The sequence below is a fragment of the Lutibacter holmesii genome (genome assembly GCF_042679665.1).
Classification (GTDB): domain Bacteria; phylum Bacteroidota; class Bacteroidia; order Flavobacteriales; family Flavobacteriaceae; genus Lutibacter; species Lutibacter holmesii.
The window spans coordinates 166,656-182,617 of the sequence record NZ_JBHTMV010000001.1 but is presented as its reverse complement, the minus strand read 5'-3'; the positions used below and the strand labels follow the sequence as shown (position 1 = coordinate 182,617).

The 15,962-nt window shown below is 31.3% G+C and carries 16 protein-coding genes and 1 tRNA gene; 2 read left to right on the top strand and 15 right to left on the bottom strand.

The window, feature by feature from the left end:
* The first annotated feature begins 89 nt into the window (after positions 1 to 89).
* The gene (locus ACFQ5N_RS00770) at positions 90 to 1,607 is read left to right on the top strand and encodes an arylsulfatase (protein WP_386806911.1); all 1,518 of its coding nucleotides are present in this window, start codon (positions 90 to 92) and stop codon (positions 1,605 to 1,607) included.
* Between the two features lie 173 nt (positions 1,608 to 1,780).
* Positions 1,781 to 2,515 carry a DUF2490 domain-containing protein gene (locus ACFQ5N_RS00765; RefSeq protein ID WP_386806910.1) on the top strand — a complete coding sequence of 245 codons (735 nt, stop codon included), beginning with the start codon at positions 1,781 to 1,783 and terminating at the stop codon, positions 2,513 to 2,515.
* 41 nt (positions 2,516 to 2,556) lie between these two features.
* Here ACFQ5N_RS00765 and ACFQ5N_RS00760 read toward each other — a convergent pair whose 3' ends face one another.
* From ACFQ5N_RS00760 to ACFQ5N_RS00690, 15 genes are all read right to left on the bottom strand, one after another.
* Complete coding sequence (locus ACFQ5N_RS00760; RefSeq protein ID WP_386806909.1) at positions 2,557 to 3,312, bottom strand: patatin-like phospholipase family protein; 756 nt, start codon at positions 3,310 to 3,312, stop codon at positions 2,557 to 2,559.
* Positions 3,299 to 4,066, bottom strand: coding sequence for a porin family protein (locus ACFQ5N_RS00755; protein ID WP_386806908.1), 768 nt, complete (start codon positions 4,064 to 4,066; stop codon positions 3,299 to 3,301). The genes ACFQ5N_RS00760 and ACFQ5N_RS00755 overlap by 14 nt, the downstream gene beginning before the upstream one ends.
* Before the next feature lie 6 nt (positions 4,067 to 4,072).
* Positions 4,073 to 5,806, bottom strand: coding sequence for an alkaline phosphatase family protein (locus ACFQ5N_RS00750; RefSeq protein WP_386806906.1), 1,734 nt, complete (start codon positions 5,804 to 5,806; stop codon positions 4,073 to 4,075).
* Positions 5,807 to 5,812: 6 nt separating this feature from the next.
* Positions 5,813 to 6,709, bottom strand: coding sequence for a diacylglycerol/lipid kinase family protein (locus tag ACFQ5N_RS00745; RefSeq protein ID WP_386806905.1), 897 nt, complete (start codon positions 6,707 to 6,709; stop codon positions 5,813 to 5,815).
* A gap of 24 nt (positions 6,710 to 6,733) precedes the next feature.
* Positions 6,734 to 7,636: a phosphatase domain-containing protein gene (locus ACFQ5N_RS00740; protein ID WP_386806903.1), complete on the bottom strand. Its 903-nt coding sequence runs from the start codon at positions 7,634 to 7,636 to the stop codon at positions 6,734 to 6,736.
* Between the two features lie 85 nt (positions 7,637 to 7,721).
* Entirely contained in the window at positions 7,722 to 8,519 is a 798-nt protein-coding gene (locus ACFQ5N_RS00735) for a DUF1269 domain-containing protein (RefSeq protein WP_386806901.1), read from the bottom strand.
* 611 nt (positions 8,520 to 9,130) lie between these two features.
* Positions 9,131 to 9,871 carry an ATPase gene (locus ACFQ5N_RS00730; RefSeq protein WP_386806900.1) on the bottom strand — a complete coding sequence of 247 codons (741 nt, stop codon included), beginning with the start codon at positions 9,869 to 9,871 and terminating at the stop codon, positions 9,131 to 9,133.
* A gap of 239 nt (positions 9,872 to 10,110) precedes the next feature.
* Positions 10,111 to 10,641 carry a hypothetical protein gene (locus ACFQ5N_RS00725; protein ID WP_386806898.1) on the bottom strand — a complete coding sequence of 177 codons (531 nt, stop codon included), beginning with the start codon at positions 10,639 to 10,641 and terminating at the stop codon, positions 10,111 to 10,113.
* A 272-nt stretch (positions 10,642 to 10,913) separates the two neighbouring features.
* Positions 10,914 to 11,192 carry a helix-turn-helix domain-containing protein gene (locus ACFQ5N_RS00720; protein WP_386806897.1) on the bottom strand — a complete coding sequence of 93 codons (279 nt, stop codon included), beginning with the start codon at positions 11,190 to 11,192 and terminating at the stop codon, positions 10,914 to 10,916.
* A gap of 231 nt (positions 11,193 to 11,423) precedes the next feature.
* Positions 11,424 to 12,266 (bottom strand): RteC domain-containing protein, encoded by an 843-nt coding sequence (locus tag ACFQ5N_RS00715; protein WP_386806895.1) that lies wholly within the window; start codon positions 12,264 to 12,266, stop codon positions 11,424 to 11,426.
* Between the two features lie 201 nt (positions 12,267 to 12,467).
* Positions 12,468 to 13,721: a site-specific integrase gene (locus ACFQ5N_RS00710; protein ID WP_386806893.1), complete on the bottom strand. Its 1,254-nt coding sequence runs from the start codon at positions 13,719 to 13,721 to the stop codon at positions 12,468 to 12,470.
* Between the two features lie 249 nt (positions 13,722 to 13,970).
* A tRNA-Ser gene (locus ACFQ5N_RS00705) sits at positions 13,971 to 14,055 on the bottom strand.
* Positions 14,056 to 14,065: 10 nt separating this feature from the next.
* Positions 14,066 to 14,599: a ribosome maturation factor RimM gene (gene rimM, locus ACFQ5N_RS00700; protein ID WP_386806892.1), complete on the bottom strand. Its 534-nt coding sequence runs from the start codon at positions 14,597 to 14,599 to the stop codon at positions 14,066 to 14,068.
* 27 nt (positions 14,600 to 14,626) lie between these two features.
* Positions 14,627 to 15,196, bottom strand: a complete 570-nt coding sequence (locus tag ACFQ5N_RS00695) for a 30S ribosomal protein S16 (protein WP_386806890.1) — start codon at positions 15,194 to 15,196, stop codon at positions 14,627 to 14,629.
* A 190-nt stretch (positions 15,197 to 15,386) separates the two neighbouring features.
* A complete protein-coding gene (locus ACFQ5N_RS00690) occupies positions 15,387 to 15,962 on the bottom strand; it encodes an electron transport complex protein RnfA (protein WP_386806889.1) in 576 nt (191 codons plus the stop codon).

Here is a 15,962-nt window from a genome sequence, read left to right as displayed (position 1 = left end):
TTTTCACTTACCACAAGTTTTAATTTTGCTTGTCAATATCAGCTCATAAACATAAAAATCAATTTTTTAACTATTAAAATTTAACAATTATGAAAACACAAAAGAACTATTTACCATCATTATTTTTAATGATGTTGTTGGGAACAACTATTTTGTTCGCACAAAAAAAGCCAAACATTTTGGTTATTATGGGAGATGATGTCGGGATCCCAAACTTAAGTACCTATGGTCAAGGAATGATGGGGTATCAAACACCACATATAGATAGAATTGCAAATGAAGGTGTAAAGTTTACAGATTATTATGGTGAACAAAGTTGTACAGCAGGTAGGGCGGCCTTTATTACAGGGCAGCACATTATAAGAACAGGACTTTCAAAAGTAGGATTGCCTGGAGCTAAAGTTGGAATTCAAGATCAAACTGCGACATTAGGAGAGATGTTAAAAACGCTTGGGTATGCTACTGGTCAATTTGGAAAAAATCACTTTGGAGATCAGGATGAATTTTTACCAACCAAACATGGTTTCGATGAATTTTTTGGAAACCTTTATCACCTAAATGCTGAAGAAGAGCCAGAGCACGAAGATTGGCCAGCAAATGATGCAAATGGTAGAGTTCCACGTCCAAGAGGAGTTTTAAAATCTAGTGCAGATGGAAGAGTTGAAGATACAGGACCATTGACTAAAAAAAGAATGGAAACGGTTGATTATGAGTTTCAAGCAGCAGCTTTTGACTTTATGGAAAGAAAAACTAAAGAAGGAACACCTTGGTTTACTTGGATGAATACTACAGGAATGCACTTTTGGACGCATATTGACGAAAAGTACAAAGGGAAATCTGGGTTAAACGATTATGCCGATGGAATGCTTCGATTAGATGATATTGTAGGTGAGTTCCATGATAAATTAGTAGAATTAGGTGTTGATGATAACACAATTATAATTTTTACAACAGATAATGGTGTGCATCAAGCAACTTGGCCAGATGCAGGTGTTACTTGGTTCCACGGAGAAAAAACGACAAACTGGGAAGGTGGATTTAGAGTGCCAGCTATGGCAAGTTTCCCAGAAAGATATGGTATTAAGCCAGGAACTATTATTAATGACGTAACCTCACATTTAGATTGGGTACCAACATTATTGGCTGCCGCAGGAGGATCAGATATCCCTAGTAAATTAAAAGCAGGTACGTTTAAATCTAACAATAAAACATTTAAAAACCATTTAGATGGTCATAACATGTTACCTCTTTGGAGTGGTAAAACTGATATAAACCCAAGAGAATATTATATCTACGGTACAGATGCTGCTGAAATATCAGCTATTCGATTTGGAGACAGATGGAAAGCTATGTATATGGAACAAAAAGCGATTGGTCAAGAAGTTTGGATTTACAAATTGGAAAGTTTAAAAGCTCCTTTATTATTTGATTTAAGAATGGATCCATTCGAAAAAGCAAGAGAAACTAACTCATATCAAGATTGGTATGCACGTCATATCTTTATGTTTGGTTGGGCAGGAAGCTATGTGATGGAATTTAAAAGTACTTTTAAAGAATTCCCTCCGGCTCAAAAGCCAGCAACTTGGAATGTTACAGAAATGAACTAAACAAAGTGAATTTTATAGATTTCATTATAACATCAAAATTATTCGGTGTTATAATGAAATTTTATTTTTGATTTTGTTTTAATGTTTTTTGTCATACAAAAAAGAGCTTCTTAATGTAATTTAATTCTTTTAAACAAAAACAAAGAATCATAATAATACAATTAAGTCATTTTATGAAATTAAATCATTATCAATTTATAATTATTATAGCTTTATTCTCAAATTTTCAAATCTTAGGTCAAGATACTGAGAATGGGGTTACAAGTCAATATTGGGCAGATTATTCACCAAGCACCAAAATATCTGAAAAGGTTAATTTTGAAGGGACAATAGGTTATAGAACAAATTCACCTCAACTTTGGAACCGATATTTTATTAAAGGTAAATTTAAATATAAAAGGAAAAAAAATATTAAGAATAAGTTATTCTATAGTGAGCAATTTTCTGCAGGACTTGGTGTTTACTATACAAATAACTTTTATGTTTCTGATAGAATAGAAATTATTCCTGTACAAAGTTATAGTCTTACTTGGCCAAACACTAATAAGTTAAAGTTAAACCATAATTTTGACCTTGAAGAACGATTTGAACTAAATACTAAAAACTGGAAAAACAATTTTGGCCTTAGATTGAGCTATGAACCAACATTAACACTTTATTTTCAAGGTAATTCAACAGAATTTAGAAAGGGTTTTTACCTGCCCGTTAGCCTGTATTTATATTGGAATTTGATTGATGTTCAGCAGTTTAACGATAGAATTCGGGTTACCCCTGGGATTGGGTATGCTTTTTCACCTAAATGGAAAGGTGCTTTTTTAATAGGGTATAATTATTCAAAAGTTACTAAAGATGAAAACTTTTACAAAAGCGATGTAATTTTTCGTTTTCGGGTTTATCATAATCTATAAACGAAATAGGATTTACAATAATTGATTGAGAACTCTTAAAATTAACAATTATCTCGTTCTAAAGAATTACAAGCAGCTTCATACCCTATATTTATTATTGTTGGCACCTGCTTAAAGTCTAAAGTCTCAAATTCTCTTACCTTAGGAGGGTCAATAAATAAATCACATAATTTCTTTTCTTCTCGTACAGAATTATAAATTCCAATTCTTATACAGCGTTCAATGATATCTTTTAAAGTGTTTAGTTCTACTCTTTCAGATTTATGATTTACATGTGATCCAACTAAATAGTTGCATTGGTCTCTAATATAAGAAGCCGGTAAATTGTTAGTTAACCCGCCATCAACATGATAATCTTCGCCAATTTTTATAGGTTTAAAAGCTACGGGAATAGACGTTGAAGCCATTATAGCATCATATAAATTTCCTTTAGAAAGAATTTCATTTTCTCCAGTGCTTAAATTGGTTGAAGACAAATACAAAGGGATTTCTAAATCTTCAATGTTTTGAGGAAGTAATTCCATAAGAATTTTTCTAACGGGTTTATGAGTACCTAAACTCAATGATGGAGCGTTTAATTCAAACATTTTAGATTTTCCTCTGTCAATTGCTATGGCTTCTATTTCTTCTGGAGAATAACCGCCAGCAATTAAGGCTCCTATAACTGCGCCCATACTGGTTCCAGAAATAATTTCGGGTTTCTTACCTGCTTCAATTAACGCTTTATATACTCCAATATGTGCCAAACCTCTTGCACCACCACCACTTAAAACTAACCCAATATTAAATTTCTTCATTCTTCTTTTTTTGTTTTTTACTCTTCTTTGGTTTTTTATTTTTTTCAGCTAACTCATCAGTTATAAAAGGTAAACTAATATGAAAAGCCACATAACTACTTTTGTTTTTTTCTGAAATAAAATTATCAGTAAAAACATCTGTAAAACCTTGATAGTATCTTAAATTAAAGTGAATACCTTTTCCTTTATGCCCAGATTTTAAAAAATAACCAACATTTCCAATAAGCCCATAATCAATATTATTTGTATACTCATTAATGTTTTGTTCAAATTCGCCCAAATCATTTTTGAAAGTTGCTCTCGCTTTGTTAAAAAAAGAAACTTGTGGGCTAATTCCAAATCTAAAATTTGATCTATTTGGTTGATACGCCACTAAAACATTTACATCGGTATAATTTATTAATATTTCAGATGAAACATCTTTGTACAACTCACTTAATTCAGGGTTATCAATTATCAATGAATTTGGAGAAATTTTCAATATCCTTTTTGATAAAAAATAAGCAGTCGGGCTAATATACCAATTTTCGGATAGCTTAACATTTCCTGCAATTCCAAAATTTATTCCTGTTGCCGCACTAGAATTCTCAACATTACTAAAGGAATTCATGGGGATACCAATTTCCATACTAATATTAAATTTTTCTGTTGCTACTTTTTCCCCAAATAATAATGCCAATATTGCTGCTTGTGAAAAAACAATATTTGTTATTAATAAAAAAACTATTGTTATTGCCGCTTTTTGAATTTTCATCTTCTTCTATTTATTTACAACTTCAACTAAAACTGTACCTTCAGAACCAGATGGTGGTTTACTACCAATCATTTTAGCTAATGTTGGGGCAATATCAATTGTATGAACTTTTCTGTTTACTTGTTGATGTTTAAAATTGTAGCCTGCAAAAATAATTGGCACAAAAGTATCATAACTCCAAGGTGAACCATGTGCTGAAGCAACGCTTAACCCGTCAAAATCATTTACAAATAAATGAGGTTTAAAAACAACATAAATATCTCCAGATCTTTCTGAGTTATGATTGTTCAATACAAATCTCATTTCTGATGTATTTGGAACCAATCCCTTATTTAACATTGTTGATGAAACTGCAGCAGATACTCCTTCAAATTTTGATATTTCTTCGCTAACTGCCAGTTGAACTTCTTCTAAATTTAAATTATTCTTTTTAATTACTTCGTGATTTAAATATACATATGGATGAAAATAGTCTTTAATTAATTCTTGCCCAATTCCAAAACGTTTTTTTAAACTAGCAATACTATTCTTTTTATCCCAATCGTCTGTATTAATATTTTTAGTATCAATTCCTCTAGAAGTTAAATATCCAGCAGCTTCAGGACTTCCGTGATCGGCAGATAGTACAATTAGAGTGTTTTCTAACCCTATTTTTTTATCTACAAAACTTAAAAGATCAGCAAGAGTTCTATCTAAATGCAACAAATTGTCTTCCATTTCTAGACTTGAAGGCCCAAAAACATGTCCAACATAATCTGTTGAGCTAAAACTTACTGATAAATAATCGGTAATATCATCTTGTCCAATTGCTTCATTTTCAATCAATGTTTTTGCAAAATCTAACGTAATTTCATCTCCAGCAGGACTTAACGTTAAAATAGTTCCAAAATATTTAGAAGCTGGATCTCCATAATTGTGAGGAAAAGTAATTCCAAACCCTGGAAAATTAGTTTCCCATTGTTGATCATCACTTTCTCCAAAAAGATAGTTGCTTTTGTCTTTTAATAAATTCCATTGTTGATTTCCATATTTTTTAGTAAAATCACTTTTATTAAAAGTTGAAACCCATTCAGGATATGCATTATAATAATACGCACTAGTCACAAATTGTTTGGCAGATTTTGAAAACCAAAAAGCTTTTCCGGCTTGACCGGCCATAGCAATAGCTCCTCTGTCTTTTACTGATACTCCAAACACTTTAGCTTCACCATTTGTAGATAAATTTAACTCATCACTTAATGTAGAAACCAATATGTTTGATGGAGATCTACCTGATGATCTTGCTGTTCTTTGGGTAGGATCAATTTCTGTTTTTTTATTAACATCTGCATTTTCTGAAAGTAATGGATAACGACCATCTTCTATATTATATGACAAATAACCTGTACTTCTATTTAACCAAACATTTGCAACCATTCCATGAGAAGAAGGATTTGCACCTGTAGATAATGTAGTATGACCAACAATAGTTTCTGTATTTGCATGAGAATGATGCGCATCAGTAAATACAATTCCATTATTTAATAAATAACGAAATCCGCCTTCTCCCATATTGTCTAAAAACCGATACGGTAAATCTCCTCTTAATTGATCAACCGTAATTTGTAAAACTAGTTTTGGTTCTTTTTTATATATTTTTTTATCCTGTGAATTTGTTTTATTTCCTTCTGCACAAGAGAAAAAACTTGATACAATAGCGATACTAGTTAGAAATAATAATTTGGTGAATTTATTTTTCATGCTTTTTTATTTAATATTTTTGTTTCCTTTATTCGTAATTAGTTTTATAGCTCCCGGTAACATTTTTATTGAAACTTTATGGTACTTCTTGATAACTTCACCATCTAACTGTAACAATCTAGGCTCTTCAAAAATAAGTTCTGCTTCTTTTGTTGCAATAACTTTACTCTTTTGATTATCGAAATATTTTTCGTCAAATGATGACAGTCCAGCTTTAATTAATGATGGAAGGTCTATTTGTTCAATAAGAACTATCTCAAATTTTTCATCCATCGGATTTCCAACAACATTTAAAGGAACTCCTGTACCATATTTTCGGGCATTACATATGGCCGACATAAACACATTTGTTGTAATTGATTCTCCATTTGCATTTAAGGTAACCTTAAATGGTTTTAAATCTTTTAACTCTTCAATAAAATATTTTGCATACGTTGCCATTCCCCGGTTTGGATCTTTTTCATAAGCTTCAACTATATTTGCATTTATTCCAACATCACCAATATGCATTGTATAATGTTCATCATTAATTAATAACATATCTAACCCTGCAACCATATGCGACATAATAATATCTTTTAAAGCTTCTATAGGATCTAGTTTTACAAATAGCTCAGTAGCCATACCATTAGCAGAACCTAAGGGAATAATTCCCATTGGGTAATTTGTGTTTAAAAGAGCAATAGCTGTAAATAATGTAGTTCCATCTCCTCCTACCGAGGCTACTTTATCTGGGTTGTAGTTTTCTAAAACTTTTAAAACTTCTTGTTCGTCATTTTTTCCGGTAGTTTTAAATATTTTAAAATTTATTCCATAAAAATCACAAATTGAAGTTGCTTCTTTTAAAAATGGTTCTTTATCAACACCCCCAGATATTGGATTTACAATAAATAAAATTTTCATAATTAGAGTATTGTTTAGTAAAGTTTAAGATGAATATACTTCATTCCGTTTAAAATAATAAGTTTTTACGCCAGTTTCTTGCAAGGCTTTCCAATCTGTTTTTTGTTTATCGCTAATTGTTTTTTTTGTTTGCCGTATGTAAACATTTGAAATTAGCATTTTATACTTTTTAGCAATTACGGTGTAAATTTCCATATCCCTTTGAGAATCATCACCTACTAGGATAAATTGTTCGTTTTTGGAATTTTCTATCAATGTTTCAATTGTATTCAATTTAAAATCTCTATTTTTTTTGGAACCAACTAATTGTGAAAAATTTAAAAATGGAGTTAATAACAACGGCCCTTTTGGCAGGTTATTAAATTGTATAAAATTGGAAATAATTTTAAACAAATTATTCTCACTCTTTGAAACATAAAAAAAGCGTGGATTTTGATCTTTTAAAGAATCAAACAAATCTTTAGTAAATGAAATAACACCTCTTTTTTCTGAAGTTTTAAAAAGTGTTGTAAAAAAACGTTTAACTAGTGTATTGGTATATGAAACCATGATAGTTTCATCTATATCGGAAATAACATTTAATCCAGAAGGTGGATCTTTAAATAGTATTGGGTATGATTGGAGTGTTGACAATACAGAAGTTTTATCTGTAAAATGTATGAATATTTCTCCTTCCACTTTAAAATTAAATGTAACAGAAAAACTACCATTTTTATTGGTAGTAGTTTTTAGAGTGTGCCTTTTATTTGTAACAAGAATTTCTTTATTTCTACAAGTATTTTTAAAATATGAACCTATAACTTGACGAGCGTTACTAAACCAACTATCGGTTTGTCTTGCCCGAAATTTGTGATGTGACAATAAAACGCCTGAAACAACTGTTTTTTGCGAAAACTGAATTGCCGATAAATGCCATACAATAGCCATACTATTAATTTAAGTAATTTAGGATAGATTTCTTTTTGTTTCAATAGAAAAAGAGGGGGTATAACATCCCTCTTTTTGAGATGTTTTATTTGAAATACTCTTTAATCTTTTTAGAGATTTTCTCCAATTTCTTTTTTGATTCCTTATGATTTTCTTTTAAGTCTTCTTTTCTCTTTTCTAGTTTTGTTTTAGCACTGTCTTGAACTTCAGACATTTGAGTTTTAAGTTTTTCCAATTTAGCATTTCTTTCTTCTTTTTGTTTCGCTAACTTAGCATCAATTTTTTCTTTTAAAGCTTTGTTTTTAGCTTTTGCGGTATCCAATTGTTTTTGGATACTAGCTTTTGTTTCTTCATTAGATTCTTTCAATTCATTTTTCAACTCATCAATTTCTTTATTCAATTCTTTAGCTTCTCTTCTTAACTGATCATCTTCAACATCTGATCTGTTTTTTCTATATACGACACCGTTCAAAGCTTCTATTTTAGAATCAACTGGAGTAGTCCACTCTTCTTCTGCATCAATTATTACGGCGGTTTTACCGGTTTCTATAGCTTCAGTTGCTTGCTCCATAAAAGAAAGATCAAAAAGTGATTTATCAATGTCATAGAACAAACCACCATACATTCCTACCGCAGTACCAACTGCTAAACCTCCAGGTCCTGCAAATATACCAACAAGAGCTCCTGTTAAACCGCCAATGGCAGTTCCAATAGGTCCTTGTTCTGAGCTTTGTTTTACATCTACTTTACCTTCGCTATTTTTTTGTAATACAGCTGAAGCATAAATAGTAATATCTCCATTCTTGTGTAAGTTTTTTAACTCTTGTAATCCTTCTGCTGATTTTTGTTCGTTTTCAAAGACTGAAATAATAATTCTGTTCATAATTTAGTTTATTAAGTTATTGCTTATTTTTTTATAATTGTTTTTTTTTACAAATGTCGCCACTTATTTCAGTGTATATCTTAGTGCAATACCTAAAATGATAAAATAGGTAATTCGCCTATAGATACTGATTTACATATTTAATGCTCTCCAAAAACATAGTTCAGTCAACAATTCATTCCTAATAATACTTAGCGAATAACTTTAACAGGTTCCATATGGTGAGAGTAAATAGCGACTTGTGATTTTGCGCCCCAGGAAGTTTATATTTTGAGTTTTTGTTTGGGGTGATGAGATTGAAAATTACAGTTCCTTTTTTACTTTTTACTGGAAATTTATAGTAGATACTCTTTCTTTTTCCATTGATGAAAAAGTAACCAAAAATATAGGCTGATTTTAATTTCATTAAATTCTACATTTGTTCCGCTATCGACACCAGGCCGCTGCGCTTTTTGGTTTACTCTTGCGCTTCACAATTTTGAATTTGTACTGAAATAAAAATAGGCCATTGTTTACAATTACTTTCTTTTATCTCTAGTTTTTGCCGAAAGTGATGAGGTTGAAGATTACTCATCCCTTTTTTATTTGTTTTGGTATTCGTGAATGATGAACTACCCTCTTTTATCGATGGAATCTGAGTCAAATGCTATAACGTTCATCATTTGTCTTAACCTGCTTCTTACTCTTTTACCGTATCGGTTTTCTAATTCTCTAGTGTTGAGGTTGGTGGTGATATGGGTTATGCTTCTATGTTTTGTTTGTATAGATCCGGGAACTACACTTCGATTCACTTCGACTCCGCTCAGTGACCGCTGCTCAGTAATCTTTTTAGGATGACAAAATAAATCATATCTTGATAATAGAATTTCACCTAGCACATTGCAGTCTTTTGCATAATGACTACCTGTTGGTTCTACTCCTAAATCGTCAAAACAGTAGTTTTTGGTTTGGTTGTATCGTTCCAGGGTTTGGTATCCGGCGGCATTAAAGCTAAAAATGATATTGCGTGTTGGTATGATTTCATACGTTGTTTTGTGAGGTGCTAAGTGCAATAATAATTGCATTAGCGTTGTTTTACCACATCCTACGGGTCCTGATAGTAATATGCCTTTGTTGGTGTCGATTCCCATTTGTGCGCAGCTGTAATGGTCTTGAATGAAGTAACAGCATAGTTTAAAAAGCAAGATTTCGTCTTCTTTGTAGATTTTGAAGTTTTTTCCGAATAGCATATGGCCTTTGATGTTGAGGTAGGTTTTTATTTTTTCGAAATCGTAGTGAATGGTGTTGTTGTGTATTTCTCCTATTTGGAATTTGGAGGTTCCTTCGGTTTTAATGTGTGGTGTTGGGTTCATAGTGTTTTATTTTTTTGAATTTCTTTGTAGTATAAAAGCGAATTTATTGGTGTCTCTAGTGTTCTTTTCATTTTGCCTTGATGCAAAACGAAACAAAAAATCAAGACTTGGATTTTCAGCGGTCAAATTAGTCCTTGAATCCTAAAAGAAATGAACTCGCATTGCTCAAACAGCATTTCTTTTTACGGATTCTTCAAACATTTGACACTCGCCTGCCAAATCCTAGGTCGTTTAATTTGTTAAAGTGGTTCATCGTAGTTTTTGTTTTGGTTGACGTGGAGGTTGTCGTAAAAATGATCAAGTGGTAAAGCGTTTGGATCGTTTGCTTTTGATTTTTTTCGAGGTGCTAATTTCATTTCGTTGGCTTTTAGCATCCAACTTTTGGCGGTGGCTTGCCAATCGGTAATTTTTGATTTCCCTCCAACTTTCCATCCAATTCCCTGGTAATGGTTGAAGAATTTTTTGGCTTCCAATTCAGGATATTTTTCTTTTTTAAAAAAATCTAAAATCAATTTTTCTTTTGCGATTGCCTCTAGTTTAATAAAGTTTATAGTATGTTTATTTATGTTTATATTAGGTATCAGTGCTTGTTCATTTAACGAACAGTCTAAGTTCATATCTTCTTTATAGCTTGATTCAAAATTGAACAGCTTTACTTTACTGCCCTTGAATGGGTTGTGAGATAGACTGTAACGTATATATTTCCAATGACTTAACTCTTTAATGCATTTGTGATACGTTGCTGTAGATCCAATTTTTGAAAGTTTCATAATTTCTTCTCTGCTTATATGAAATTCTGAAGGAAATCGGTTTTGATTCCATAGTTGAAATAACGCCAAGTACAAACTGATATGGGATGGATTTAAGCGATTATCTTTACGGAATTGAATATAGACTCCGTTGAGGTGTTTGATGTAGTTCATAGGTTTAAAAATTAGCGTGTTGTTTTCTGCACAGCGTATTTAAAAACTTAAATACTGTGTATTTTTTAACGTTATGTAGAATTTAAAAGCCCTTGAATAATTTTCAAGGGCCGAAGCTGTTAGTCGTTGTTGTTTACGGTATTTTCTTCCAAAACTTGCATTATTTTCTCATAATCGTAATAGATAATTCCACCCATCTTGGTGTAAGGTAGGGTTCCGTTGATTCTGAGGTTTTGAAGTGTTCCAGTTGACAAGCCAAGTAGTTTTCGTACCTCTGGTGATTTTAACCACTTTTTGGTTGATGTTTGGCGTTTGTCTCCAATCAAGTTTTTAATGTTGCTTAGTAAATCGTCTTTGAATTCATCTAAGTCTTCTGGTGTAATAATTTTTGCAGCCATATCTTGCAATTTTTGAATTAATAATTAAGAAAGCATTGTTTTGTTTCTTTTTCATTTTACAAATATGTGAAGTATAACTCACTAAAAATCACAAGTTGGGGTGTTTTTTTTAGAACATTTTTCTTGATGTTGTTTGGTTTAATTTCATATTTTGAACAATGTGAAAATGATGTTGAAATAACAAAACACCTCAAAATAAATTTGAAACTTTTTTTACCCAACTTGGGTGTTTTATTGATTAAATTTTAGTATACGTTTTAGTAAAGCGCTCTTTAAACTGTCTAAAAACTTTGTATTATTTTTTCTTCTCTCTTTTATTTCTAAGAAGGCTCTGTAGAAATCACCTAAGTCAATATTAAAAACGGTTTCAAAAGTAGCGGCAATTTGTTTGATATCTGCATCACCGTTATTAAAAACCTTTAAACTGTCTAATGCATAAATAAGTTCTATTAAAGCAATTTTAGTTGCCGTCCATTTTAATTTTGAATTCACAATTGTTAATCCAGGTTCTAGGTTGTTTTTCAACAAAAGGACTTCAATTTCATTTTGGCAATAGTTGATTACTGATTCATAGCCTATGAATTTAGCAAAAGTAGAGTCTAGACTTGTAGAGAATTCATCATCAATAAATGATCCTGACCAATCAAATTGAATTCGAATGCTTTTATTTTCTCGAAGAAAATATTGAGCGTCAAAATACGATTCTTCTCCTCTAAAGTATTGATAGAAATTATGATTCTTGTTAAAGAATTCTTGTATTTCTTGAATTTCCTCGTCAAAATACTTCCTCTGGATATCTATACCTCCTTTGGGTCTTTTACTTTCAATTTGAAATAGCTTGGCGTAATAAATGAATTTTGAAAGTGCGTAGGGTTTTACTTTTTTGAAAAATGTTATTTCATCTTGGCTACAAGCAAACTCTTCAGAAATTACAATATTTCTTAATTGATTCAGGTAGCTTTGAGTCAATTTTGTACAGCTTTCAAAAGTATCTATGTTGTTGCTATTTTCTAATTCGATTTTTTCTAAATCATTTTCTAAATGATTGATAATTTTAGCATATCCTTTTTTCACAGTAATTTATTTTGGGGTTTATTTTTTAAATAAATAACTAAAACTTGTAAAAAAAGTACACTTTTAAGTGAAATATCTATCGATTATCAAGTTTCGCGACTTATTTAGCAACAAATTAGTATAAAAATCATTAAATATGAAATGAAACTACTTAAAAGTTGAGTTTTATTGTAGAATGTGTAATTGAAGTAAACCTCTTCTTTAGACAGATTTTTTCTCTTCTGAAGCGTTTTTATTTTCTAAAGCATTCAGCTTCACTTTTAAAATACTCATATCATCGCTCACTTTTCGGTCTAAAATTTTCGCGTAGTGTTGTGTAGTTTTTAGCGATTTATGCCCTAGCATTTTACTAACTGATTCAATAGGTACTCCATTGGTTAGTGTTACCGTAGTTGCAAATGTGTGACGCGCTAAATGAAAGGTTAGATTTTTTGTAATGCCACATAGATCTGCTATTTCTTTTAGATAAGCGTTCATTTTTTGGTTGCTTAATACCGGAAGTAGTTTATCGCAGTCTAACACCTCTTTATGGTTTGCGTATTTCTCAATAATCGTATTTGACAATGGTAATAAAGGAATGTTGCTTACCGTATTGGTTTTTGTTCTTTTTGTATTGATCCATTTATTCCCATCAATTCCTATTACAATACAATTGTTAGTTAACTTTTTTACATCAGCATACGCGAGTCCTGTAAAACAACTGAATAAAAAAATATCCTTCACAAGGTCCAATCGTGGTAATTTAAATTCTTTTTTTACTAACTCTTGAATTTCTTCTTCACTTAAGAATTCTCTATCTACTGATTTTAATCTTGCTTTCCAATTGAAAAATGGGTCTTTTGTAATCCAATCATTGGCATACGCAATTCTAATTATTTTTTTAAAATTAGTAATGTATTTAACAGCTGTATTATGTGCGCAGTTTCTTTCTGTTTTTAAATAATATTCGAAACCTGTAATGAATTTATGGTCAACATCTACAACAGGAATATCATTCAATCTATGTTCAAATTTAATAAATTCCTCAATATGAGATTTTGCTGTTTTATATCTTAAAACTGTTCCTGCAGCAAAATCTTTCCCTACCAATTTCTCGACTTGTTCATTGTGATCCTGGAAAATTTTTAATAGCATTTTTTGATTTTCATCTTTACCAAGATATTTGTCACGAATTTGAATTGCAGTAAAAGGTTTATTATCTTCAATAAACTGCTGGTGAATTTTATTGATTTTATTTGAAATCAAATCAATGTATTGATTAATTTCTTGTGCTTCTCTAGAATACCCTTTTACCCTATTCGCACTGGAATTCCATTTATCAATATGAACTTTTCTTTGAATACTCAATTCTGCACGCCTACTATTTACAGTTATTCTTAAATAAATATTGGTTTTTTGATTACTGTCAATCTTGGTCTTTTTAATATAAAATAATTGAGAAAGAGAATTTTTCATAGCTTCTAACAATTTTAACAGTATAAATATACAAAAAATAAATCAAAAAATATTCTGAACCCCTATATTTAACAACACCTACAGAGGTATTCGGTGTCAGTTAACCCCTCCAACAAACTGACACCGAATTAGCCCCTTTTTAATTGATTTTATATGGTGTTTTATGGTATTTCCTAGAAAAGGAAAACCCCACAAACGTAGTGTTTGTGGGGTTTTGTTGTTTTTTGGTCTCTTTTAACTTTGTTTTCGCAGAGAGGAAGGGATTCGAACCCACGATACGTTGCCGCATACACACTTTCCAGGCGTGCGCCTTCGACCACTCGGCCACCTCTCTAAAAGTGTTGTTATTCGCCGTTTAAGTAAAGGTCTATTAAACCTTCTGGTGCTGCAACAATAATTTTTTTGTTGTCTCTATCAACTTTCTTAATAAAGTCGTCAATCATTGGAATAAAAACTTCTGTCCCATTTGAATTAATTTCAAATAACGGCTGCGCAGATGAATCATTTACTCCAATTATTTCACCCACATATCCGTGTTGAACATCTTCAATATCAAATCCAATTATTTCATGAAAATAAAACTTATTTCCAGTTAACTTTGGTAAAAATTCAATAGGTAAAAATAATTCTGATCCTAAAATAGCATCAGCATCAGCTTCGTTTAAAATATCTTCAAACTGAATTCGAAGTTGATTTCCTTTTTGTAGTAAACTTGTTTCAATAAAAAATGGAACCAGATTGTTACCCAAAGCAACAAATACTGATTCCAAATTTTGATAAATTTCAGGTTCGTCTGTGTCTAACTTAGCAACAACTTCCCCTTTAAAACTATGTTTTCTTACAATTTTGCCTAAATAAAAACAATCTTTTTTACGCATTATCGTAATACTAGTTTATTTTGTTCCTTATTCTTGTGATGCAGCTTGTGCGTCATCAATAGATTCAGGTCCTGCTTCTTCAACAACTTCAGTTGCAGCTTGTGCAGCAGCTTTCGCATCTGCTTCAGCTTTAATTGCAGCTTCTTCTACTTCTTTAGCAGCAGCAGCACGCTCTTCATTAATTTTTACTTCAGCTTCAAAAGCTTTAGCTTTAGCTTCAGCTTTAACTTTTGCTAAACCGTCAACTTTTGCAGTGATTTTTCCTGCTTTTTCATCAACCCAAGCTTGAAACTTTTCTTCAGCTTGCTCTTCAGTTAAAGCACCTTTTCTTACACCACCTAATAAATGATTTTTAAGCATTGCTCCTTTATAAGATAAAATTGCTTTTGCAGTATCAGTTGGTTGTGCACCATTTTGTAACCACGTTACAGCTCCATCAATATTTAAATCAATTTGTGCTGGATTTGAATTTGGGTTATAAGTTCCCAATTTCTCTAAGTATTTACCATCTCTTTTTGAACGTGCATCAGCTGCAACGATCCAATAAAATGGTTTTCCTTTTTTTCCGTGTCTCTGTAATCTAATTTTTACTGGCATTCTTTTTTAATTTTTAAGGTTCTCGACCTTGGTTATAAATTTTAAGTTTGCAAATATACTTAGATATTTTGATATAAGCATTCTATTTTAGATTATTTTACACCCGTTATATAAAATGTAATTGTTTGAAAATCAAAAACTTTACATTAAAACAGATTTCAATCAAAATCTAATTTACAGAAACTTGTGACTAAACTAGTCCTGTAAACCCTAAAAACGCAAGTGACAATAAACCAGCAACTAACAAATTAATTGGCACACCTTTCATTCCTTCAGGAATGTTAGCTAACTCTAAATGCTCACGAATACTAGCAAAAACAATTAATGCCAGTCCAAAACCAATTGAATTTGAAACAGCAAAGAATACCGCTTTCATTAAACTTCCTCCATCTAATCCTAAAGCTAAAATAGCTACACCCAATACAGCACAGTTGGTTGTAATTAAAGGTAAGAAAACTCCTAACGCTTGGTATAAAGGCGGACTTACTTTTTTCAAAATAATTTCAACCATTTGTACTAAAGCGGCAATTACTAAAATAAAAGTAATAGTTCTTAAGTAATCTAAACCAGCTGGAACCAATATAAATTCGTGTAATAGGTACGTTACCATTGTAGCCAACGTCATTACAAACAATACAGCACCAGACATACCAACCGATGTTGATACTTTACTAGAAACCCCTAAGAAAGGGCAAATTCCTAAAAATTGAGATAATACAATGTTGTTTACAAAAACAGCAGCAATAAGTATAATTATATAATCCAT